Raw genomic sequence first — 22323 nt, 5'->3', positions numbered from 1 at the left:
CCCCGGTCGTCCCTCGATCGACCCCGGCCCTTCAAGAACGGGGTTCGAGCTGGTGCACGCGGCAGGATTCGAACCTGCGACCTACGGTTTAGGAAACCGTCGCTCTATCCTGCTGAGCTACGCATGCGGCGGGCGCATCTTGGGCTGGATCGCCGTCATTTGCAAGCCATCGGGCCCCTGGCGGCTTTCGCTCCGCCAGGAAACCTCCGCGCCCGAGGGGTGTGAGACCGCCGAAGCCCGGGCGCGAACGACCGCCCGCCGGCCCGGAGGACGACGATGCGATCGAATCGATGGCGATGGATTCCCGTGTCCGCGACGGTGCTCGCGACCGCGGGGTGTGTGGCGGAGGGCGAGCCGGTCCCGGCTGCCGAGGCCGAGGCCGAGGTGCCCGCCGCAGGCGAGGTGATCCGATCGGCGGTCTCCCCCCCGCCGATCCTCGGCGGCACGCTCTTGATGATCGAGGAGGATACCGCAGCGGTGGCGGCCGACCCCGACCGCGACCTCGTGCACGTGGTCGACGTGGTCGACGCCTCGGTGCGCCACACCATCGAGCTGCCGCATGGCTCCCAGCCGGGGCGACTGACGGCGGATGCTCGAGGCCTCGTGCACGTGGTCGCGCGCGGGGCCGGAGCGGTGGTGGATCTCGACCCGGCCTCGGGCTCGATCCTGGGCAGCCGCGCGGTGTGCCCCAACCCGCGTGGCATCGTGCACGAGCCCGAGCCCGACGTGCTCCACGTGGCGTGCGCCGGCGGCGAGCTGGTCACGCTGCCCGCCGAGGGCGGGGCGGCCCTCCGGCGCGTGATGGTGGCCCCGGATCTTCGCGACGTGTTCTTCACCCCCGACGGTCTGTTCGTGTCGCGCTTTCGCACCGCCGATCTGCTGCAGCTCGGCGACGATGGCTCGGTGGTGGAGCGCGTGGGCCTGCCGGTGCTCGAGCGCGGGTCGATCGAGCCCGACGGCTCGCGCGAGGAGCTGCGACCCAACACGGCGTGGCGCACGATCCCGGCCCCGCGCGGCGACTGGCTGATGCTCCACCAGATCTCGACCACGCGCACGATTCCCGTGGCGCCTCCCCCCTCCGAGGGCGACGACATGCCGGATGGGACGACCAGCGCGGGCGAGTCCCAGGGCGATCCGTCCGAAGGGGGCTTTGGGGAGTCCGGCGGGTTTGGCGGTGTGACCGATGGCGTCGGCGAGGACGACGGGGGTGGCGGCAGCGGCTACGGCGGCTCGGCGTCGTTTACCTGCGACGCGGTCGTGCACCCGATGCTCACCCTCGGCAACGGGACCCTCGACACCAAGCACTCGGCGGCGATGCTCAAGACGGTGCTGCCGGTCGATGTCGCGGTGTCGAGCTCGCGCCTGGCCGCGATGGCGGTGGCTGGCGTTCACATGGCCCTCGACGGCTCGGAGCAGGGTGGCGTGGTCGTGCTCAACCTCGGCGACTTCGAGGACACGAACGAGACCGGCTGCATCTTGCCCACCTCGGTCGACATGGGAGGGGGCCAGTTCGTGGCGGTGGCGTTCGACTGGACCGGCCGCGTGGTGGCCCAGAGCCGCGAGCCCGCGCGCGTGGTCATCGGGTCCCCGCACGGCAGCCGTCCCACCATCATCGAGCTCCCCGGACCCCCGCGGCGCGACACCGGACACGACCTGTTCCACATCGACGCCGGCGGGGGCATTGCCTGCGCGTCGTGCCACGCCGAAGGCGGTGACGATGGGCACGTGTGGAGGTTCGAGGGGCTGGGGCCGCGCCACACCCCGGCGCTCGCCATCGGTCTGGCGGGCACCGAGCCCTTCCACTGGCAGGGCGACCTCGCCGACATGGGCGCGCTGGTCCACGAGGTCCACCAAGGGCGCATGGGCGGACGTCCGCTGTCGGAGGACCATGTGAAGGCGCTGCAGTCGTGGATGTTCGCGATGACCCCGCCCGCCCCCCTGCGCACGCGGGAGGACGAAGCGGTCGTGCGCGGCGAGGCGCGGTTCACCGCATGGGGCTGCAACGCCTGCCACGCGGGGGTGGCCATGGCCAGCAACCATGGCTTCGATCTGGGCGTGGGCTTCGCCGTGCAGGTCCCGGGGCTCCACGGGGTGGCCCTGCATCCGCCGTACATGCACGACGGGCGCGCGGCCGACCTGACCGAGGCCGTGCACGACATGCTGGCGCGCACGCGAGCCGGCGCACCGACGCCCTCGGACGACGAGGTCGGCGACGTGGTCGCCTACCTCGAGTCGCTGTGAAGCCCCGTCGCCGCGCCGTCACGAGGGCAGGGGAGACGCTCGCCCGAGGGACTACTCCTCGGCGGCCGCCTCACCGCCCTCGGCGGCCGGACCCTTACCCGAGCAGTCGATCGGCGGGTTGGCCAGCGTCGCCTCGTCGTCCGATCCACCGAGGGCATCACACTCGGCCCTGGTGATGTGGAGCCAGCCCTTGCCGCAGCAGTCGTTGTTGCCGCCGCACTCCCACTTGCCCTTCACGTCGCACGCGGTGAGCCCAGCGCACTCGTTGACCCCGTAGCAGCGCTGCTTCTTGTTGGGATCGGCCGGGGTTGCCTCGGCCGTGGGCGATCCCCCCTGAGCGCCATCGGGCGGGTTCGCGGGGGTCTTTTCCTTGCCGCAGCCGGCCAAGAACAGGGCGGCGGCCGAGATCGCAAAGGTGCTGGCGAGGTTCTTCTTCATGGGGACGGTCCTTGGTCCTTGGTCCTGGATGGGGCGGGGCGGGTCGGGATCGGGCCAAGGCCATGGTCGCACCAACGGCATGGCCATGGCGGCCCGTCCGCGAAACGCAACGGATCACCGCGTGTTACGCCCGAGCCGATCACGCCCCGTCGCGGACGGTGCATGCTTGCCCCCGCGATGTCCGTGCGCCCTTCGCTAGGCCATGGGGTGGGCCTGCGCCTGACCCACTACGACCGCATCCTCGCCCCCGGAGCGGATGGCTCCGATGGGAGCCTCGCGGGGGACCTCGGCGTGGAGCTGGTGGAGGTGGTCACGGAGAACTTCTTCGGACCGGGCGGCACCGTGCCCGGCGGGCGGCCACGCGCGGTGCTCGAGCGGGTTCGCGCCCAGGTTCCGGTGGCGCTGCACGGGGTCTCGCTGGGCGTGGGCTCGGTCGATCCGCCGCCGGAGGAGTATCTGCGAGCGCTGCGAACGGTGGTCGACTGGATCGAGCCCGCGATCGTCTCCGATCACCTGTGCTGGGGCAGCGTCGGGGGGCACTATGCCCACGATCTGCTGCCGCTGCCCTACCGCGAGGACGCGATCGCGGTCGCCGTCGACAACGTGGGACGGGCCCAGGACGCGCTCGGTCGTCGGATCCTGCTCGAGAACGTGTCGAGCTATGCGGCGATCGGTGGCGGCACCATGCCCGAGTGGGAGTTCCTGATGGAGGTGGCCCGGCGCGCCGACTGCCTGGTGCTGCTCGACATCAACAACATCGTGGTCAATGCGAAGAACCACGGCTTCGACGCCCTCGACTACCTCGCCGGGGTCGATGGCGATCGCGTGTGGCAGTTCCACCTGGCGGGACACACCGATCGCGGCGCCTACAAATTCGACGATCACGTGGGTCCGGTGCCCGACGAGGTGTGGTCGCTGTACGAGGCGGCGGTGGCCCGTTTTGGAGAGGTGGCGTCGATCGTCGAGTGGGATCAAGAGGTGCCCCCGTGGGAGGTCCTGCGCGCGCAGGCCGAGCGCGCGCGCGACCTCGCCGCCGCCCTGGTGGGAGGTGAGGCATGAGCCAGCGCTTGCGGGACGAGCAGGCGCTGTTCTGGCGCGCGATCAGCTGGCCGACGGGCGTGGACGACTTCCTGGCGCGGACCGACGACGCCACCCGCGAGGCGTTCGGCCGCATGGTGACCGGCGACGCCCGCCTGCCCGGCCCGCGCCGCATGACGATCTACGCCGAGTCGTACTTCTACCGGCTTGCCGACGTGCTGCGCGAGCAGTACCGGGTGCTCGCGTGGATCATCGGGCCGGTGCGCTTCCACGATCTCGCCACCGACTTCGTGTGGCAGCGACCCTCGCACAGCCCCGACGTGCGGCGGTTTGGCGAGGCGCTGCCGGACTTCCTCGCCGGGCATCCGCTCGAGGCCCGCCACCCGGGACTCGGCGAGCTCGCGCGGGTCGAGCGGGCGATCGTGACCGCGATCGATCGACCCGATTCCGCTCGAGGGCCGGTCGAGCGCTCGGCGCTGCAGGCCGTGGAGGCCGAGCGCTGGCCGGGGCTGCGGCTGCGCCTGGCCGACCACGTGGAGGTGCTGACCACCCGCCGCAGCTACCCCCTGGCCTTCGCGGCCTGGCGCGACGACGCGCCGTCGCCCGATCCGATCCCCCCCGTTCCCGAGGACGGCCCGTTCCACGTGCTGGTGTGGCGCACCCGGCTCGAGGTCTTCCATCGCGCCCTGGTGCCCGCCCAGGCCGCGGCCCTGCGCGCGCTCGCGGCCGGACGGACGTTCGAGGCCATGTGCGATGCGGCGGTCGAGCTCGACCCCTCGCTCGATCCCGCGACGCTGGTGAGGTGGCTCGGCACGTGGATCGACGACGGGCTGTTCCATGCGCTGGAGGCCTGACCGCCCTCGGGACGTCGCGACCTCCATGCCCCGACCCTGACGTCGCTGTCACGGTCGAGTCGTGGTGCAGCGGGGCAAGTCGTTGAAACGCCGAGTGGTACGAGGGTTGCTAGAGGCAAGCGCGCCCGCGCGATCGAGGAATCGTGGGCCCTTCTTGGACCTGGACTCGAGCTTCATGACGATCGATCGAACGACCACCTGGGCGCTGGCACTATCGCTATCGATGCTGGGGGGATGCACGAGCAACTCGATCTCCCTCGATTCCGATGACGACGGGGATACGGAAGGGGACACGGGCACGGAGACCTTTCCGGGCACCTCGACCACTCCGCCCGCCGACTCGGGCTCGGACGACGGACCTCCGGTCGAGTGCGTGGACGACTCGGATTGCGGGGGCTGGTGCGGCTGGTGCTCGGCTGGCGTGTGTCAGGAGGACGTGGGCTGCTGCGGCAGCAGCCCGGAGGACCCGCAGCAGTGGCGCTGCTCGCCTCCACTGGACTGCTGGGACGACTCCGAGTGCGGCGACGGTGAGATCTGCGTGGGTGGGTGGTGCGAGCCCGATCCCAACCCCGAGCTCCAGGAGCCTCCGGCCTGTCGCGACGACCTGGCGCTGTGGATCGACGAGCTCGCGCTCGATGGTGCGTACCAGCAGGTGGCGGTGGCCGGGGGCAGCCCGTGGGTGATCGGCGTCGGCCCGCAGCTGCACCCGGTGAGCTTCGAGACGGGGGTTGGTGCGCCCGTGGGGGCGACGCTGCCCGACGACACGGCGCGCGAGCTGCTGGCCCTCGATGCCTCCACCCTGGTGGCGATGACCACCGGGCCGAGGGGAGGGGACCACCACCTGTCTCGGCTCCACGACCCCGGTGATGGCGCGTGGCTGGTGGAGTCGACCGAGCTCCAGGCCGCGCCGGCCCGGGCCGCCGCGTGGCTGCACACCCCGGCCGAGGTGGTCGTGGCGACCGACGGCCAGCTCGTGCGCTGGACGGCGCAGCTGCAGCCGATCGGCCCCGTTCCGCTGCTCTTCTCACCGCCAGCAACGCTGGCTCGGTTCCCCATGGGAGACGGCACGTCCCTGGCCGCGCTGGCGCGGGAGGACGGGGCCGTCGAGCTGTGGGACGTGAGCGCAGACGTGGTCACCGTGCAGGGCCACACCCTCGCGGGGTCGCCCGTCGACCTGGCCCCCGCACTCGACACCGGCGGTGGCGAGCCTCGTTTGATGGCGGTCTCGCACCTCGTGATCGAGCCCCAGCCAGGGCTGCTCGTCGACTACGCCGCGATCGAACTCGTGCGCATCGACGAGCCGCTCAGCGGCACCCCGCCGTTCGGAGCTCCCGGCATCCCGCGCGCGCTCGCGACCACCGATCTCGATGGCAACGGCGTCTACGACGTGCTGGTGGCCAACGACGACGGTCGGCTCGACCTGTACCTCATGGACGCCGAGGGCCCGCGCTGTCGCTCGTACCTGCCGCTGCCGGCGATCGTCGATCTCGAGGTCGGCGACATCGATGGGGATGGCGTGGACGACGTGCTGGTGCTCGACGACGGTCCGACCCTGCGGGCGATCCACGGCGTGGGGCGCTGACCCGGGCGAGGCCGAGGTCGGGACGGGCGGAGCCCAGGGCAGGGGCTCGACGGTGCTACCGTCGACCCCGATGAGCGACCGCCCGCCTTCGTCGTCGGTGCTCGAGGGGTCGTCCGCGTGGCCGGCCCCCTTGGCCCTCGCTCGCCTCGAGGCTCTGCTCGACGCGTTGCCCTCGCGGTCGGACCCCCGAGCGCTCCAAGCCCTGGCCCAGGCGTTGCCCCCATCGGTGAGCGCACTGGCACCGGAGGTGTGCCTGGCCCTGGCTCGAGTGGCCGAGGCACTGGTGCCCCATGGCCCCGTGCTCCCGCGCGACGTGGACGAGCTTCCGCCCCGGCTGCGGGTGATGTGGCAGAGGATCCGAGTCGCAGCGGGTGGCCCGGGCGCGCTCGAGGGCCTCTCCGACGCCGAGCTGCTGCGGATGGTCGAGGGGTGGTCGAGCGACCCCTTGCTCGATCCGCTCCCGCTGCTGCGCCGGTTGGTGGAGGCCGAGGACCCACGCCTGCGCGCCCGCGGGCTGGACTGGATGATCGAGACCGTGCGCCAGCTCGGAGCCACCCCGGGTGATGCGCTCGCGCTTCTGCTGCCGCTCGCGGAGGACGACGAGCCCGCCCTGCGCACCCGCACGCTGGAGGCCCTGGCCCAGGGGTGGCTGACGAGCCCCACCGCGGCCTGGCAGCGCGCACGCGCCAAGGTGCTGCAGCGGGCCCTGGCCGACGATGCGCCCGCGGTCGCGAACGCAGCGATCGCGGGCGCGGCCATGCTGGGCCGCCGCGATTGGCTGCTGACCCGGCTCCTGGCCGACGACCTGCCTCCGTGTCCCGAGGCGCTCGAGGCGTTGGGGCCGCTGGCGGAGGAGGAGGACCTCGAGCTCGGGCTGGCCCTCGCCGAGCACGACCCCCTGCACTTTGGCCCCGCCCTGCGTCGCATGGTGCTGCACGCCCATCGACACGGGGCGTTCGTCCGCGAGCCCCACCTGCCGGCCCTGCTGGCGCGGTTCGATGCCGATCCCGAGTGGACGGGGGACGAGCTCGTGCGGGTGACCCATCTCGTTCGAGACGCGCTGGTGGAGCGATTGGCCGCGCTGCCGCCCGATGATCCGCGCTGGATCCGACGCGCATCGATCCTGACCGCGAGCGTGGGCACCCGGGCCCCGATGGTGCTGCGCACCCAGCTCGAGCGCGTGCAGCATCCGGCGGTGGCCCAGGCGCTGGTCGAGGCCGCGGGCCAGAGCCCCGAGTACGACGGCGAGGAGGCGCTCTTACGGTGGCTCGATGCGCTGCCCGAGGTCGTGATCCCGGTGCTGAGGGCCAAGGGTGGCCCAAGGACGGTGGAGCGGCTGCGTGCGCGGGTCGAGGATCCGCGGCTCGGTCGGACCCAACGGACTCTGGCGCTCGGCGTGCTGTGGGCGTTGGCGCCGGATCGCACCACGCTGCTGCACGAGCTGGCGGCCACGCTCGGCCCGCACGACTCGGGGCTGCTCGATGCGGCGCGGCTGGGCTCCCGAGATCCTCGGGTGGCGCGGATCCTCGCACGAGCTCCCTGGCCCGACGAGCCCTGGCATGCGATCGACCCTGCGCGTCGACTCTCGATCCTGTGCGAGTCCGGCGATCTCGATCACCTCCCCGAGATCGTGGAGCTGTTTCGCGAGCGGGTCCGTCGCTGCGTGCGCAAGGCCCTGGCCGGCGACTTCACGATCAAGCGGGTGCAGCTGCCCGAGCTGGAGCAGCGGTTGTTTCGCTACGGGCTACACCTGGTCGCCGACGGACGCAGCGTGCGGCGATTCCTCGAGCCGGGCCCCGAGACCGGCCGCGACCTGGTGCTGCGGGTGGTGGTGGAGTGGCTGCGCGAACGCCCGAGCCCGGCGCTCTGCGTTGCGTTGCTCGAGATCATGGGGCGCCACAGCCCAGGCGCCGCCGTCCTGCGCCGAGTGGAAGGCTTGTGGCGCCATGGCGACCGCGAGGTCCAGCGTGCCGCCATCGAGGCGATCCTGTCGGCGGGGGAGGGCGCGCGTGGGCTCGAGCTGTCGCTGTGTCGCCTGGTCGAGCACGAGGACCCGCGGATCGTGACCCAGGCCCTCGCCGCGGCCGGGGCCCTGCAGGCGCGCTGGGCCGAGCCCCTGGTGCTCGCGGCGCTGCGGCGACCCGAGATGGCGGTCAAGAAGGAGGCCGCCTCGGCGCTCGAGCGCATCGCCAGCGCCCGGGCCATCCCGGCGCTGGTCGAGTGGCTCGCCCACCACGACAATCCCGGATTTCGTACCGCGCTGCTGGCCGCGCTCCGCGTGGCGGCCGGGCCCTCGCTGGTCGCGGTCCTGGTCGATGCGCTCGAGGGGGAGACCGAGGCACGCCGCGTGGGCCTCGTGCTCGATGCGCTCGATGGCCACGTGCCGCTCGCGGCCGCGCTGCGCCTGGCGAGATCGTCGCGGGCCTCGCATGCGCGGGTGCTGGACGCCTGCCTCGAGGGCCGCGTGAAGCTGTCGGACGCCAGCCCCGAGCGCCTGGCCGCGCTGCTGCACCAGGCCAAGCTGCGGAGCCCACCCGAGCGCCTGGATCCCGGTCGCAGCCTGCGGATCGAGGGCTTCTCGCCGCAGGCTGCGCTCGCGCTGGTGGAGCAGCGCACGCCCGAACTCGAGCCGCAGGTGCTCGAGACGGTGCGCCAGGGGCTGTCCGAGTGGATCGCCTGGTTGCGGTTGCGGGCTCCCGATGCGTCCCCCGATCTGGCCCCCGACTCGCGCGTGCTCGAGCTGGTGCTCGACGCCGCCTTGCCGCGGCACGCCGAGCACGTCGAGGCGCTGCTCGAGCGGACCGAAGACGCGCGCGACACCGTCGATCCAGGCGCCGTGGCGGGCTGGCTCGAGCGCTGCGTGGCCGGGACCGCAGTCGGTGGCGAGCTGCGCATGCGGGCGTCGATGCTCTTGCGCAGCCTGCCGCCTTCGCCCCGGGTCGGTGGCCTGCGGCGCCATCGGTTGCTCGGTCGCCTCGGTGCGGTGCGAACCCGGACCGATCTCGAGCGCTGCCTCGAGGAGTGCCGCCTCGGCCCCGACCACGCGCGCGAGACCACGGCGCTGCTCGTGCAAGCCCTGCAGATCCCCACCGCTCGGGCGGACGAGCCGGCCGAGCTCACCACGCTGCGCGAGCAAGCCGAGCGCTGGCACGCCGACGATCCCGACGCTCGGCAGCGGTGGTTGGACCAGCGGCTGGCGGAGCGTCCGCTCGATCTTCCGGCGATCGATCCCGCGACTGCCCCCGCCAAGCCGCGGTACGTGCCCAGCACTCGGGCCGACCTCGAGGCCCTCGAGCGCACCCTCCACGAGGGTGACCCGCAGGAGCGCTCGCGCGCCGCGGATCGCCTGCTGGAGTGGCCGCAGGCCCAGGAGTCGTGGCCCAAGGTGCTCGAGGCGTTCCTGGCCGGCGACGTCGGTCCGAGCCCCCGCCACTACCCGCGCCTGGCCGAGCTGCTGACCGCATGGCCGCAGGACCCGCGCGCGTGGCCCCGAGCCCAGGTGCTGTGGTCGTCGCTCTCGCCATGGCAGCAACGAGCGTTCGTGCGCGGCTTCACCGAGCGCTGGGTCGACGGCGACGGCGCGACCGACGAGCTGCTCCGCAGCGCCTCCGAGGAGCTGCTGCTTCCCCTGGTCTGGGAAGCGCTCGATCGCGGTGACGCCCGCTTGCTCGCGCTGCTGCGCCAAAGCGACACCTCGGCGCAGCGCGCCCTGGTGCGGGTCGCGTCCGAGCGCTACTCCGACCAGATCCAGCACCTGCTGCCGCGCGAGCCGGAGCCACCGACCGACGATGCCGTCGACCCGCTCGATCCCATCGAGGGGGCCGAGCCCGACGAGCTGCTCGCGCTCGCACGGCGCTCCGACGTGGCCAAGGGTCTCGCGGTGCGAGCCGTCCACGCGCTGGTCGAGCACGGCGAGCGAGGGATGGCGCCGCTACGAGACCTGGTCACCGACCGGCGCCCTCCGGTGCGCAGCGCCGCGCTCCGGGCCCTGCGGCGGGTGGCGTCGCGCGAGGTCACGCTGCAGGCGACGGCGGAGATGCTGGCGATGGAGACCCGTCGCGACGTGGTGCTGCAGCTGATGAAGAGCCTCGGCCACGGCCGACATGCGCCATCGCTCCCCGCGCTGCTCGAGCGCCTCACCCATGGCGACCTTCGCGTGCGCCAGGGCGCTCACGAGGCGCTCCGGGCGTGGGGCCACGAGGCCCTGCCGGACCTGCGTCGAGCGGCTCGCCGGGCTCGCCCCGATCGCCGGCCCGCCTACGTGGCGCTGATCGACGAGCTCGAGCACATCGACCCGTGAGCGCGCGACCGACCGCCGACGAGGCGGCCGTACGGTGTTCGTCTGCGATGGCCCCCATCTGTCGCTGCGAGCCCCCGCGCACGCCCACGACCCCGAACGTCGTACACCCGCCGCGACCGTGACCGAGCCTCCAAAGCTTGCACGACGAGCCCTGGCGGGAGGGTCTATGATCCCCGGCGGTTGGAGGATGTCCTCGATGCTCGGTCCACGGCTCGAACTGGTTGTGCGGCGATCGTTCCCGATCGCCAGCCTGTCCCTCTGCCTGGGGCTCCTGGCCGGCGCGTGCTACCGCGGCACCGTCGATGATGGTGCGGGCGATGGCACCGACTCCGCCGGATCGGGCAGCGGCACCGACACCGACGGCGAGCCCGAGCTGCCGCCCGACGACGTGGATCTCGTGCTCGAGACTCAGTCGCGCCGCATGACCCAGGCCGAGCTCGACAACACCCTCGAGGACCTGCTGGGCGACCTGACCCGGCCAGCCAGGCAGTTCCTCTCCGAGGACGAGCACACTCCGTTCGACAACGACTATCGGCTCCAGCTGGTCTCGCGCACCTACGTGGAGTCGATGGAGGTGCTGTCGATCGACGTGGCCAACCGCCTCATCGCCACCCCGGCCGAGCGTGATCGCGTGGTCGGCTGCACGCCCACCGGCCCTGGCGACGAGGCCTGCTTTCGCCAGTTCATCGAGCACTTCGGTCGCCTGGCCCTGCGTCGACCCCTGCAGAGCGAGGAGATCGACGCCTACGCCACGCTCCAGAGCTTCGCCACCGAGGTCGACCCCGCCATCGACAACGACTTCTACACCGCGGTCGCGCTGGTGATCTCGGCGATCATCCAAGACCCCGAATTCCTCTATCGCCTCGAGGTCGGCAGCCCCACCACCGAGCCGGGCGTCTCCAAGCTCACCGACCTCGAGCTGGCCACCAAGGTCTCGTACCTGCTGTGGGGCAGCACGCCCGACGACGAGCTGCTGGCCGACGCCGAGGCGGGGCTCCTGCAGGAGCCGGCCGATCGCGCCGCCAGCATCGAGCGCCTGCTCGCCGATCCCCGCGCCCGGCGTCAGCTCTACCGCTGGCACGCGATGTGGCTCGGCTACCGCGGGATCCCCCACGAGGCCACGCTGGTCGAGGCCTTCAACCGGGAGACCACCGCGCTCATCGACCGCGTGATCTTCGACGATCGAACGAGCTATCGCGAGCTGTTCTCGGCCGGGGAGACCTACGTCGACGACTACCTCGCCGATCACTATGGCTTCGACCGCCCGGCGGGTGGCGAGGGCTGGGTGACCTATCCGTCCGATCGCGCGGGCATCCTGTCGCACGGCAGCGTGCTGGCCTCGTTCAGCAAGTTCACCGACACCAGCCCCACCCAGCGCGGGATCCTGATCCAGGAGCGCCTGCAGTGCTCTCCGATTCCGCGACCGCCCCCCGAGGTCGACAGCGACAATCCGCCGGGCAACCCCGACGACCCCACCGCTTGCAAGGAGCAGCGCTACCTCGCTCACCAGGAGGTCGAGAGCTGCGCGGGGTGCCACTCCTTGATGGATCCGATCGGCATGGGCCTCGAGAACTACGACATCGCGGGCGTGTTCCGGGCCACCGACGAGGGCAAGCCCGAGTGCACGATCACCGGGCAGGGCGAGCTGCCGGGCGTGGGCACGTTCAGCGGGCCCAGGGAGCTGTCCGAGCGGCTGCTCGAGTCGGGCCGGGTCGAGCGCTGCGTGGCGCAGCAGTACCTCACCTACGCCACCGGACGCACGCTCGAGCTCGACGAGGCCACGGCCATCGACCGGCTGCACGAGGACTTCGAGGCACGGGGCCTCGACTTCCGACAGATGATGATCGACCTCGCGGGGAGCGAGCGGTTCGGCTTTCGGCGGGAGCCGGGGACCTGAGGGAGGGCGGCAATCATGGCATTTCGACTTCATCGCAGGACCTTCCTTCGCGGCGCCGGTGGGGTGGCCATTGGGCTGCCCGTGCTCGAGTGCATGCTCGACGACCATGGCCTGGCCCATGCCGGCGGTGGTGCGCTGCCGCAGCGCTTCGCGATCGTGTTCGCAGGCCAGGCCCTCGGCGCCGACAACTACGCCAAGAACGAGAACCGCGTGGCGGGCATGAGCTTCACCGAGGACGGGCACTTCATCGCCCCGGCCGAGGTGGGCTCGGGCTACACGATCACCACGCCGCTCCAGACCGTGGCCGATCTGCGCGACGACTTCAGCATCGTCTCGAACATGCGGATCCCGTGGAATGCCGCCGACTCCGATCCCGGGGCCGTGCCCGCGGGCGGGGCCTACCGCGACTTCCACGGCGGGGGGTGCAGTCCGCTGATCTCCGGCACGCGCTCGACCGCGCCCAACTTCACCGCCAATGGGATCACCTCCGATCAGGTGATCGCGCAGATGAACCCGGGCCTGCTGTACGACTCGCTGGTGTTCCGCGCCCAGCCCTCGTGGTACCTGTCGGGCAGCAGCTACGCGGGGCGCCAGTACATCTCGTACACCGGAGCGCAGCAGCCGGTGGAGGCGCAGGTGAGCCCGCAGAACGCGTTCACCACCCTGTTCGGCAGCTTCACCCCCGACGATGGCGACGAGGTGGCGCGCCTCGACTTCGAGCTGCGAGCGCGACGCAGCGTGCTCGACCTCATCCTCGCCAAGCGCGATGCGCTGGTGGGCAAGGTGGGCGCGGCCGACCGGATCCGCCTCGAGCAGCACTTCGACGAGCTGCGGGAGCTCGAGATGAGGGTCGCGGCCATCGATCCCGGCTCGATCCCCGCGTGCGCGCTACCCCCCGATCCGGGGGCCGATCCGGACATCGGAGGCGACAACGCGGGCATGGGCTCGGGCGACATCGGCACCAACACCGGCTACAGCGACGAGGATCTGCGGGCGCGGGTGCTGGTCGACCTCATCCACATGGCCTTCATCTGCGACCTGTCGCGGGTGGCCACGCTGCAGGTGACCACGTTCCAGTCGCACATGAACGTGTGGCAGCTGTCCAACGACCTCGGCCTGCCGATCCGCGCCGATCAGCACGAGGTGGGGCACAACGGCGACGCGGACAACCGCGGGCAGATCGTGGTGAGCACGATCCTCGGCTGGCACGTGGACATCTGGGGCCAGCTCGTTCGCAAGCTCAAGGAGACCCCCGAGGGGGCCGGCACCGCGCTCGACAACAGCGTGGTCGTGTTCATGCCCGAGGCCGGGCACGGCTTGCAGCTCAACGACGGGGTCACGCCCTACGCCACCCACTCGGTGGAGGAGATGGTGCAGCTCACCGCCGGCCGAGCCGGAGGGCTGGTGCCCGGCAAGCACATCGACACCGCCGGCGCGCATCCGGTGCAGAACCTGATCAGCGCGATGCAGGCGGTGGGCTACGACGGCGAAACGCTCGGGGAGGTCAGCGGCAACATCCCCGAGCTGTTCGGGTGAGCGGGTCCGATCGACGCTACGGGAACACGCAGGCCTCGCCGCCCCCGGGGCCGGCGTTGGGGCAGTGCGTGTCGGGATCGCCCGCCGCGAGGTTGGCGTAGTAGGCGCGGCAGCCGATGGTGTTGCCGCTGTCGTCGGTCGTCGTGCCCGGGTACCACGTGGCGCACTCGGTCAGGCACTCGTCCATGTCGACCCAGAGGTTCAGGTCGTCGGTGCAGTTGCCGAAGTAGCGCGTGCAGTAGAGATCGCAGGTGGGCGCGTCCTCGGCCACACACACCGCCGCGCCGCTGGGGCCCGCGTGCGGGCAGTGGAAGTCGGGATCCGTGCTGCCGGCCACGGTGGCGTGGTAGGTCCGGCAGCCCAGGCTGTCGCCGTCCACGTCCTCGGGCGCGCCCTCGGGCCACTGCCCGCAGTGATCGAGGCAGTGCTGGTCGTTGGCGTACTCGCTGAAGTCCGGGCACGCCGTCGAGTAGATCTCGCAGTAGGACTCGCAGGAGAGCTCGATGGGGGGCCCGCCGCTGCTGCTGTCCACGCCCGTGGTGGTCGGATCGTTGGTGGTCGTCGAGCCTTCCGAGCCGTTGCTCGATCCCGTGCTGCCATCCATCTCCATTCCGGTGGAGCCGCTCGCCCCCGTGTCCTCGTCGCCGCCGCCCTCGCAGCCGGGGACCCCTAGCCACGCCACCGCCCACAGGATCGAGATCGCGCCTCGCATGCTCTTCATCGTCGTGCCTCCGCAGAAAATCCAAACGTTGGGTCGTCGCCGGCCGGCTCGGTCGCGGCGATCACCCCATGCTACGCGGTTTGGCCCACCGTGGATCGATCGCCGGGAGGCAAAAAGGAGAGCGGGTCGATCCGAATGGTTTGCTCCTCCGTACCGGGGCACCACGCCGACCCGGCTCCCGCTTTCGCGGCGTTCGCGGGGTTGGCCCTTGCGCGGGAACGCACGATGACGATGACCATGACCAAAGCAGCGATGGCCACGGTGGCCCTCGCCACCACGGGGCTGATGCTGGCACGACCGCAGGCCCAGGCCGCCGATCACATCGACGCACCGGGGACCGGGGGGGACGCGGCCGCAGACATCACCGATTTCTTCGCATGGCACGAGGGTGATCGGGTGGTCGCGGCGATGGCCTTTGCGGGGCTCGACGTCCCGGGCAGCACGGGCACCTACGACGACCAGGTCCTCTATGGGATCCACGTGGACAACGACGGCGACAACGTGGCCGACCAGACCGTCTGGGCGCGGTTCGGGCAGGATGCCGAGGGCAACTGGGGCGTGAAGGTCGAGGGACTCCCTGGCGCCACGGCGGACGTGATCGGGCCGGTGGGCGAGGTGCTCGATGCCGGCCTCGGCCTGCGCGTATTCGCGGGGGTTCGGGACGATCCATTCTTCTTCGACCTCGACGGCTTCCAGGCCACGCTGAGCACCGCGACCCTGTCGTTCGACCCGAGCAACGACACGTTCGCGGCCACCAACGTCACCATGATCGTCGTCGAGATGAGTATCGACGGCGTCGCGGCCGGCTCCAACGACCTCCAGCTGTGGGCAACCACCGGTCGCCTGTGATCGAGGGCTCGAGAAAGGACATGCACGCCATGAACCGCACGATCATCACCTTCGTGAGCCTGACCGGGCTCTTGCTCACCGCTGGCTGCCCTGGCGACGACTCCATGATGATGGAGACGACGGCCACCACCACGACCACCGGCACGACCTCCACGGGCCCCGATCCGGACAGCACCGGGGGGACCACCATGGAGCCCACCACGATGACCGAGGAGTCGACCGACTCGACCGGCGAGGGCCCCGGCTTCATGTTCGAGGATGCACCGCCCGACGACTACACGCGGGTCGATCGCATGGGCATGCCCGCGATCAACACCGCGGTGATCTCGAGCAAGGACAACTACAACGCCGCGTCGCCGGAGGATGACGCCAACGGCGACTTCGTGGACGAGATCGTGGCCAACGTCACCGGGCTGCACGACGCGCTCGACGACGACCTGATGGGCGCGGGCCTCGTGCCCTGCATGCCGATGGACTGCGTCAACCAGGCCGCGCCGCTGGTGGTGCCCGACACCATCAAGATCGACCTGAGCGGGACCGCGGGCTTCCCCAACGGGCGCTTGCCGACCGATCCGGTGATCGACGTGACGCTCGCGGTGGTGCTGCTCGACCTGACCGAGCCCGGTCAGGATCCGCTGTCCCTGGTGGGGGTCAACCCCACCGAGAACGACGTGGCGTTCAGCGACGAGTTCCCGTTCTTCGCTCCGCCGCACCAGTAGAAGGCGAGGGCAGGGGTACGACGGGGCTTCGTCCGCCGTGCCCCTCGCACGCGCACCGTGGGCCCAGTGGGCGCACGGTGCGGTATCGTGGTGTCCATGAGTTCCCGCGACGTCGAGCGCGACTGTACGACCGAGTCCTTCGTCACCACCCTGCGCCGGCTCGCCGATGCGCTCGAGGCCGGAGAGCCATTCCGGATTCAGGTGGTGGGCAAGCGCTTCACCGTGCCCGCGTCGGCAGAGCTATCCATCGAGCACGAGGCGGCGGACGGGCAGGAGGAGCTCGAGCTGCAGCTGCGATGGCGCAGCCAGTAGGCGAGGGCGTCGGAGCCGAGCTCGATCCCCTCCCCTTGGTTTTGGTTGCGGGGGCCACGCTGGAGCACGAGCCAACGCGAGGGGCGGCCGCGGCGAACGAGAGCACGCGGGAGCCGACTCGAGGAGGAGCCGCAGGACGAGGGGCAGGGGAGCATGGGCACCCCAGGCCAGCCTGTGAGGCCTCCGCTGGGCATGCTAGGTTCCTCGTTCGTGGAGCCGGCCGACGAGGATTTCCTGCGGACGTTCTACCAGAACCTCGCTGACCGGCCGCTGGAGCCGCAGAACCCCTGGTATGTGCCGATCTACTCCGGCCCGGCCTCGTCGAACGCCGATCCGGTCCAGCGGCTCGCCCGCGGGATGCGATGGACGCCGCTCGAGTCGGCCCAGCTGTTCAGCGGATTTCGCGGGACGGGCAAGAGCACGGAGCTTCGGCGGCTGCGCCTGCTGCTGGAGCAGCAGGGCTTCAAGGTCGTGCTCTGTGACATGAAGAACTACCTCAACCTCTCCACGCCGATCGACATCAGCGACTTCCTGATCTCGATCGCGGGCGCGCTGAGCGATGCGCTGGCCGAGGATGAGGAACTGCTCGGGGAGGATGTTGCGGAGCGTGGATACTGGGTGCGGGCCGTCGACTTCATGAAGCGGACGCAGGTGAACCTGGGCAACCTGCAGCTCGCCGCCCAGATCGAGGACGCCTCGGAGAGCCTCAAGATCGGGCTCCGGCAGGACCCGACGTTCAAGCAGATCTTGCAGGAGCACATGAAGGGGCACCTCGGCGGGCTGGCTGATGACGTGCGCATGTTCATGGCCGAGTGCGTCAAGGCCGTACGGCGCAAGCACGGCGATCACAGGAACCTCGTGGTCCTGTTCGACTCTATCGAGCAGATCCGCGGCAGCTCGGTCAACGACGCCGAGGTGTTTTCCTCGGTCGAGACCCTGTTCGTCGGGCACTCGGACAAGCTCAAGTTTCAGGGGATGCACGCAGTGTACACGGTGCCTCCCTGGCTCAAGATTCGCTCGCCTGGGGTCAGCAAGCTGTTCGACAGCAGCTTCTTGCTGCCGTGCGTGAAGGTTCGCCAGCAGGACGGCAAGCGCTTCGAGGCTGGGCTGGACGTGCTGCGGACGATCGTGACCAAGCGAGGGGACTGGCAGCAGCTGTTCGCGGGCCAAGAGGACTTTGACCACGTGCTGCTGCAGACGGGCGGGTATCTGCGCGATCTGTTTCGGGCGCTGCAGAACATGCTGATGAGCGCCGCGGATCGAGGCTCGATGCCGATCGACCGGGAAGCGATCGAACTCGAGCTATCGGAGCTTCGCAACGACTACCTGCCGATCTCCATTGCGGACGCGCGATGGCTGCGAAAGGTGGCGCGGTCCCACGAGGCCGAGCTCCCCGAGCACGGTGAACTCCCCGAGCTGTCACGGTACTTCGACACACACTTGCTGCTTTGCTACCGCAACGGGAGCGAGTGGTACGACCTGCACCCGCTCATTCGCGAGGCCGTCGATCGCGTCGTCAAGCGGGAGCAGGGCAAGAAGGCCGACTCATGAGCCAGGAGCCGACGTTCTTGCCGTCGCTGGAGACCGAGCGAGCGGCAACACGTCTCGAGCGGCACTTGGAGTGGCACAAGGGGTTTTGGCTGGCGTACGTGTTCACGATCTCGCCACCGCAGGCGCACATCCTGCAGGAGCGGGTAGGGGCAAAGCTGCGGGGGCAGGGGAGAAAGCAGCGGGTGCTACGGCCACAGACGCCGCAGGCGCTCGAGGCGGTGTTGTCCGATGTCCTCGGGGCACCAAGAGCGGATTGCGTGTGGGTCGAGTCGGTGCGAGGTCCCGGCTCGAGCGGCCCCGAGAATGCGACATGGTGCGATGCATGGACGAGCCTGGTGCTTCGGGCCAATGAGCGGAGGGAACTCCTGCGGGATGGCCTCGGAGGGCTCGTGCTCGTTGCCGAGCCGAGCCTAAAGGGTGCGATCCGAGATGCAGGTCCGGATCTTTGGTCGGTACGCCAGTTCGTGTTCGAGCTTCCACCCAGTGAGCGTGTCCAGCGAGGTAGCGATGCGCTCCGTGAAACCATCATCAGAGCGGATGGGCGTTCTACAGCTCCCTTCGTCGATCGCGAGCTTCTCGACACCGACATGCGCCTCGTGTCGGACGCGGTGGTCGAACAGGATCCGATCACTCGAGCCAAGATCGAGGAGAAGTTGGCGATGCGCCTGGCCTCCGCTGGTCGTCATCGAGATGCGCTCGATGCACTGTCCGGACTCGTGGAATTCTACCGAGCGCTAGCCGAGGAACACCCCGACGAGTACCTACCCGACCTTGCGCGCACTCGTGGCCTTCGCGGACACGCCCTGGCCGAGCTCGACGAGCATCAGGAGGCACTGCGTGCTGCACAGGAGGCGCTGGATGCATACCGGGAGTTGGTCGAAGGAAGGCCCGACGAATTCCTCCCGGACTTCGCCAGATCCCTCGACGTGCTCGGCGCTCGCCTGAGCAACCTCGGACGGCATGAAGATGCTCTGCGTGCCACGCAAGAGGCGGTCGACGCGTATCGCAAGCTCAACGAGCGGTGGCCGAAGGCCCTGTTCCTCCACGAAGTCGCCCGCGCGCTCGACAACCTCGGGATTCGCTTGAGCAAGCTGGGGAAACGAGAGGAGGCGCTGCGGGTCACGCAAGAGGCGCTGGAGGCATATCGAGGGCTGGCCGAGCAGCGGCCCGACGCGTTCCTGCCCGACCTCGCCATCGCGCTCAACAACCTCGGGCTTCGTTTGAGCGACCTTGGGAGACCAGAGGAGGCGCTGCAGGCCGCACAGGAAGCGGTGGACACCGTTCGAGGGCTGGCCGAGCAGCGGCCCGAGGTGTTCCTACCCAACCTCGCCATGACGATGGGCGCGCTCGGATCCGTGCATGCCACGGCGGAACGACCAGCGGATGCGTTGGACGCCATTGCCGAGGGTCTTCGGCTCATCCTGCCACTAGCAGCCCATCCTTCCCACCCATTGGGCACATTGGCCATCAACCTCGCAAGGGATCTCCGCCAAGTCGCCCGCGCGGCCAAGCTCTCGGTCCCCGAGGATCTCGTCTCGCTGCTCGATCAACTCCTGGGCGATCAACCCCTGGGCACGTGACAGGTAGGCGCTATCAGCGCCGTAAGGATTGCCTATCTGTTTTTCCGATAATCAATATTATGTAAAGTAAAACGTATGGGTCGTTTCTCGACCCTGGGTGGCCCGCGGAGCCATTCTCCGCCCCGTAACGCCCCAGCCCGCCCCGCCGTGCACCCGGTCAGCGCCGCCAACCCCGGCGGGCGTCCACCCGGATCGAGCGCTGCTCCCCCGCCTCGAGCAGCAGGTGCTGATACAGCACCGCCTCACCGACCTCGGGCACCACCACGAGCACCCCGATCCCCCAGGGTGCGGCGACCGGCCCCGTGCTGACCGCCGCCACGGCCCCGTCGTCGGGCTCCCCACCGTCCTCGTCCCCGAGCACCGCCGCCCAGACCCCGCCGACCATCGCCGAGACCAAGTCCTTCTCACCAGCCTCGTCGACCACGTCCTCGACGGCCTCCGACGGCTCGGGCGCGTCGTTCGACGTCCGTGCCTCGATGTCGGCCAGCTCGTCCTCGAGCGCCTCGGCCTCGAAGTCGTACTCGACGCTCTCTTCGTCCTCGAGCCGGCGCAGCTCCTTGCTCTCCTCGAGCGCCTCTCGATACTCGGCGGCCGCTGCCTCGTAGTTGCCCTCGGCCTTGAGCTTCTTGGCCTTCTGCTTGCGGCCCTCGAACGAAGCCTTCTTGTCGCTCGACCGCGCCCGGGCCCGCGCCCGGATCCGTCGCTCCAGCGCCGAACTCTGCGCCTTCTTGGCGGGCGCCGCGGATATCGAGGCCCGGTCGTAGTCCGCCAGCTCGTCCTCGAAGTACGTCTGGCCGTCGATGTCGTCGTCCTCGAAGTGATAGACGGTGGCGCTCTCGGGAGCTGGCTCGGGCTCCTCGGGCTCCCGCGGTCGCACCAGCTCCACGTTGGCCTGCAGGCCCCGCACGTTGGCTGCACCACCCGCCCCGAGCATGCCGAGCTGGTCCAGCAGTGCCTGCGCGCGCTCGAACTCGTTGGCGTTCCACGCCTCGACCGCCTCGCTGAACACCCGATCCGCCCGCGCCACCTGCTGCGGATCCCACAGCCCGTAGCCGACCTCCTCGCCGCGATCGAAGCCGTCCACCACGGCACCGTCACCCGCCTGCACGCGATTGCGATACCGCGGCGGCAGGTGCAGCGTGATCCGCTGGACGTTGACCGGCGCGTCCACGACCGGCAGCGGCAGCTCGCGCCGCTCCCGTCGCGCCCACGCGGCCTCGCCCCGCCCGATCAGTGCCACCGTGACCGGCACCGTCACCAGGCCCTCGATCGTCTCGAGCGAGCGCTTGAGCGGGATCCACAGCCCGCCGCCCTCGGCCCGCCCGGGCCGGACCCGGCGCCCGGCCACCTCGACCCCGAGCAGCTCCATCCCCGGCGGCGGCGTCAGCAACAGGTGCGAGGCCCGCTCGTTGCGCAGCTCGTAACGCACCCGCATGAGCATCCGCCCCTCCTCGGTGACCGCCACCCTCAGGTCCGCCACGTCGACCACCACCGGGGGCCCGGGCACGGGCTCGAGCCGCAAGAGCGACAGCGAGTCGCCCCCGCCTTCGACCACCCGCGAGCGCACGAACGCGGCCGTGGGCGTGCCCTCGACCAGGCCCTCGGCCCACGCGGGGACCAGGGCGCTCGGCACCGCCCTCCACCCTCGTGACAGCTCCGGCCGCACGTCGACCTCGCCATCGCGAGCCACCTGCATCGCGCAGGGGCTGCGAAACACGTGTTGCGGCACGATCGACGGCATGGCCACCGTGGCCTCGGCGCCTGCGGGCGCCGCCACGGTCCAGCGCAGATCGAGGTCGACCAACCCCGTGGTCTCCGCCCCGAGCTCCACGAGCACCTGCCCCCCCTCGCGCCGCCACGAGGCCACCTGAGCACCCTCGACCGTCAGGTCCTCTCCCACGCCCGCGACCGATAGTGACAGTGACTCTCGAGATCCCTGCCGGATCTCCCACCGCACCCGCGCCCGTCCGGTCACCTCGGCATCGCCGACCGTCAGCCCCAGCCCCACGCTCGCGACCACCAAGGGCCCGCGATCCCGGGGCTCCGGCACCTTGGCCCGCAGCTCGAGCCCGGCCGATCCAGTCGACAGACCCCCTCCGTGCGCCACCACGGGCAGCTCGTCCCCGATGAGGATCACATCGTCCGAAAAGCCCTCGAGGTGCACCATGCCCTGCGGCGCGCCCAACAGGCTCACGGTCAGCCCGGCGCGCGGATCCCCGGGCACGAACGCCTCGGCCTCCAGCGTGCCGTTCCCGTCGACCCGCTCGACGACCATGGGACCGCCCATGGTCGCCGCCCACACGGTGGCCTCGCGCCCGTTCCAGGTGGCCCGCCGCAGGTGCGCCCCGGAGCCCACGATTCCATGGCCGAACCACTCCGGCCGTTCGCTCCGCAGCGTCCACCGCGCCCTCACCTCCACCCCGCCCTCGACGGCCCGCAGCCACACCTCGCGGCGCAGCAGCATCACCTCGGGCTCCCGCTCGGGCTCGGGCTGCAGCGCCCTCCACTGCTCCCCGGTCAGCTCGACCTCACCGGGCATCAGCGCGACCCCGGCCCCCCCCGGCTCCACATCCCCTTCCCAGGGCTGCGCGGCCGCCCTTCCCCGCCCCGCGGGGGCAGCCGCGAGCAAGCCGAGGAGCAGGCCGGTGATGATCTCGGCGGGCATGGGAGGGCGAGGCGACGAGGGCGAAGCTCAACGATCCGAC

15 protein-coding genes and 1 tRNA gene are annotated in these 22323 nt (G+C 70.8%); 12 read left to right on the top strand and 4 right to left on the bottom strand.

All coding sequences use genetic code 11. From position 1 onward, the window contains the following. Positions 1–50 precede the first annotated feature (50 nt). Positions 51–127: transfer RNA gene (locus OEB96_RS28055), tRNA-Arg, on the bottom strand. A 149-nt stretch (positions 128–276) separates the two neighbouring features. Here OEB96_RS28055 and OEB96_RS28050 point away from each other — a divergent pair. Further along, positions 277–2241, top strand: coding sequence for a c-type cytochrome (locus tag OEB96_RS28050; protein WP_266219836.1), 1965 nt, complete (start codon positions 277–279; stop codon positions 2239–2241). 51 nt (positions 2242–2292) lie between these two features. On the opposite strand, the gene OEB96_RS28045 is transcribed toward OEB96_RS28050, so the two are convergent. Continuing rightward, entirely contained in the window at positions 2293–2679 is a 387-nt protein-coding gene (locus tag OEB96_RS28045; RefSeq protein ID WP_266219835.1) for a hypothetical protein, read from the bottom strand. Between the two features lie 177 nt (positions 2680–2856). Between OEB96_RS28045 and OEB96_RS28040 the strand changes: the two genes are divergently transcribed. From OEB96_RS28040 to OEB96_RS28015, 6 genes are all read left to right on the top strand, one after another. Next, the gene (locus OEB96_RS28040; protein ID WP_266219834.1) at positions 2857–3738 is read left to right on the top strand and encodes a DUF692 domain-containing protein; all 882 of its coding nucleotides are present in this window, start codon (positions 2857–2859) and stop codon (positions 3736–3738) included. Beyond that, positions 3735–4571: an HvfC/BufC N-terminal domain-containing protein gene (locus OEB96_RS28035; RefSeq protein WP_266219833.1), complete on the top strand. Its 837-nt coding sequence runs from the start codon at positions 3735–3737 to the stop codon at positions 4569–4571. The genes OEB96_RS28040 and OEB96_RS28035 overlap by 4 nt, the downstream gene beginning before the upstream one ends. Positions 4572–4746: 175 nt before the next feature. Continuing rightward, complete coding sequence (locus OEB96_RS28030) at positions 4747–6153, top strand: FG-GAP-like repeat-containing protein (RefSeq protein WP_266219832.1); 1407 nt, start codon at positions 4747–4749, stop codon at positions 6151–6153. A 70-nt stretch (positions 6154–6223) separates the two neighbouring features. After that, a complete protein-coding gene (locus tag OEB96_RS28025; protein ID WP_266219831.1) occupies positions 6224–10453 on the top strand; it encodes a HEAT repeat domain-containing protein in 4230 nt (1409 codons plus the stop codon). 196 nt (positions 10454–10649) lie between these two features. Continuing rightward, the gene (locus OEB96_RS28020; protein ID WP_266219830.1) at positions 10650–12350 is read left to right on the top strand and encodes a DUF1588 domain-containing protein; all 1701 of its coding nucleotides are present in this window, start codon (positions 10650–10652) and stop codon (positions 12348–12350) included. Positions 12351–12365: 15 nt separating this feature from the next. Further along, positions 12366–13886, top strand: a complete 1521-nt coding sequence (locus tag OEB96_RS28015; RefSeq protein ID WP_266219829.1) for a DUF1552 domain-containing protein — start codon at positions 12366–12368, stop codon at positions 13884–13886. A gap of 16 nt (positions 13887–13902) precedes the next feature. Here OEB96_RS28015 and OEB96_RS28010 read toward each other — a convergent pair whose 3' ends face one another. Continuing rightward, a complete protein-coding gene (locus tag OEB96_RS28010) occupies positions 13903–14607 on the bottom strand; it encodes a hypothetical protein (protein WP_266219828.1) in 705 nt (234 codons plus the stop codon). Between the two features lie 237 nt (positions 14608–14844). Here OEB96_RS28010 and OEB96_RS28005 point away from each other — a divergent pair, with 237 nt between their 5' ends. The 5 genes from OEB96_RS28005 (at position 14845) to OEB96_RS27985 (ending at position 19618) form a co-directional block, all read left to right on the top strand. Next, the gene (locus OEB96_RS28005) at positions 14845–15456 is read left to right on the top strand and encodes a DUF4331 family protein (protein ID WP_266219827.1); all 612 of its coding nucleotides are present in this window, start codon (positions 14845–14847) and stop codon (positions 15454–15456) included. 29 nt (positions 15457–15485) lie between these two features. Next, complete coding sequence (locus tag OEB96_RS28000; RefSeq protein ID WP_266219826.1) at positions 15486–16175, top strand: DUF4331 family protein; 690 nt, start codon at positions 15486–15488, stop codon at positions 16173–16175. A 96-nt stretch (positions 16176–16271) separates the two neighbouring features. Then, a complete protein-coding gene (locus OEB96_RS27995; RefSeq protein WP_266219825.1) occupies positions 16272–16487 on the top strand; it encodes an amphi-Trp domain-containing protein in 216 nt (71 codons plus the stop codon). 192 nt (positions 16488–16679) lie between these two features. Further along, positions 16680–18038 carry a hypothetical protein gene (locus tag OEB96_RS27990; RefSeq protein ID WP_266219824.1) on the top strand — a complete coding sequence of 453 codons (1359 nt, stop codon included), beginning with the start codon at positions 16680–16682 and terminating at the stop codon, positions 18036–18038. Continuing rightward, positions 18035–19618 (top strand): tetratricopeptide repeat protein, encoded by a 1584-nt coding sequence (locus OEB96_RS27985; protein WP_266219823.1) that lies wholly within the window; start codon positions 18035–18037, stop codon positions 19616–19618. Before OEB96_RS27990 ends, OEB96_RS27985 begins: the two co-directional genes overlap by 4 nt. A gap of 157 nt (positions 19619–19775) precedes the next feature. Here OEB96_RS27985 and OEB96_RS27980 read toward each other — a convergent pair whose 3' ends face one another. After that, positions 19776–22283 (bottom strand): hypothetical protein, encoded by a 2508-nt coding sequence (locus OEB96_RS27980; protein ID WP_266219822.1) that lies wholly within the window; start codon positions 22281–22283, stop codon positions 19776–19778. Positions 22284–22323: the final 40 nt, after the last annotated feature.

It is taken from the genome of Paraliomyxa miuraensis (assembly GCF_026337845.1).
Lineage (GTDB): Bacteria > Myxococcota_A > Polyangia > Nannocystales > Nannocystaceae > Paraliomyxa > Paraliomyxa miuraensis.
This window is presented reverse-complemented; position numbering and strand designations above follow the sequence as displayed.

Excerpts from the sequence above, each read along its gene's own strand:
- OEB96_RS27985 (WP_266219823.1), top strand. The coding sequence starts at position 18,035 with ATGAGCCAGGAGCCGACGTTCTTGCCGTCGCTGGAGACCGAGCGAGCG.
- OEB96_RS28050 (WP_266219836.1), top strand. The coding sequence starts at position 277 with ATGCGATCGAATCGATGGCGATGGATTCCCGTGTCCGCGACGGTGCTC.
- OEB96_RS27990 (WP_266219824.1), top strand. The coding sequence starts at position 16,680 with ATGCTAGGTTCCTCGTTCGTGGAGCCGGCCGACGAGGATTTCCTGCGG.
- OEB96_RS28010 (WP_266219828.1), bottom strand. The coding sequence starts at position 14,607 with ATGAAGAGCATGCGAGGCGCGATCTCGATCCTGTGGGCGGTGGCGTGG.
- OEB96_RS27995 (WP_266219825.1), top strand. The coding sequence starts at position 16,272 with ATGAGTTCCCGCGACGTCGAGCGCGACTGTACGACCGAGTCCTTCGTC.
- OEB96_RS28040 (WP_266219834.1), top strand. The coding sequence starts at position 2,857 with ATGTCCGTGCGCCCTTCGCTAGGCCATGGGGTGGGCCTGCGCCTGACC.
- OEB96_RS28045 (WP_266219835.1), bottom strand. The coding sequence starts at position 2,679 with ATGAAGAAGAACCTCGCCAGCACCTTTGCGATCTCGGCCGCCGCCCTG.
- OEB96_RS27980 (WP_266219822.1), bottom strand. The coding sequence starts at position 22,283 with ATGCCCGCCGAGATCATCACCGGCCTGCTCCTCGGCTTGCTCGCGGCT.
- OEB96_RS28035 (WP_266219833.1), top strand. The coding sequence starts at position 3,735 with ATGAGCCAGCGCTTGCGGGACGAGCAGGCGCTGTTCTGGCGCGCGATC.
- OEB96_RS28005 (WP_266219827.1), top strand. The coding sequence starts at position 14,845 with ATGACCAAAGCAGCGATGGCCACGGTGGCCCTCGCCACCACGGGGCTG.
- OEB96_RS28025 (WP_266219831.1), top strand. The coding sequence starts at position 6,224 with ATGAGCGACCGCCCGCCTTCGTCGTCGGTGCTCGAGGGGTCGTCCGCG.
- OEB96_RS28020 (WP_266219830.1), top strand. The coding sequence starts at position 10,650 with ATGCTCGGTCCACGGCTCGAACTGGTTGTGCGGCGATCGTTCCCGATC.
- OEB96_RS28015 (WP_266219829.1), top strand. The coding sequence starts at position 12,366 with ATGGCATTTCGACTTCATCGCAGGACCTTCCTTCGCGGCGCCGGTGGG.
- OEB96_RS28030 (WP_266219832.1), top strand. The coding sequence starts at position 4,747 with ATGACGATCGATCGAACGACCACCTGGGCGCTGGCACTATCGCTATCG.
- OEB96_RS28000 (WP_266219826.1), top strand. The coding sequence starts at position 15,486 with ATGAACCGCACGATCATCACCTTCGTGAGCCTGACCGGGCTCTTGCTC.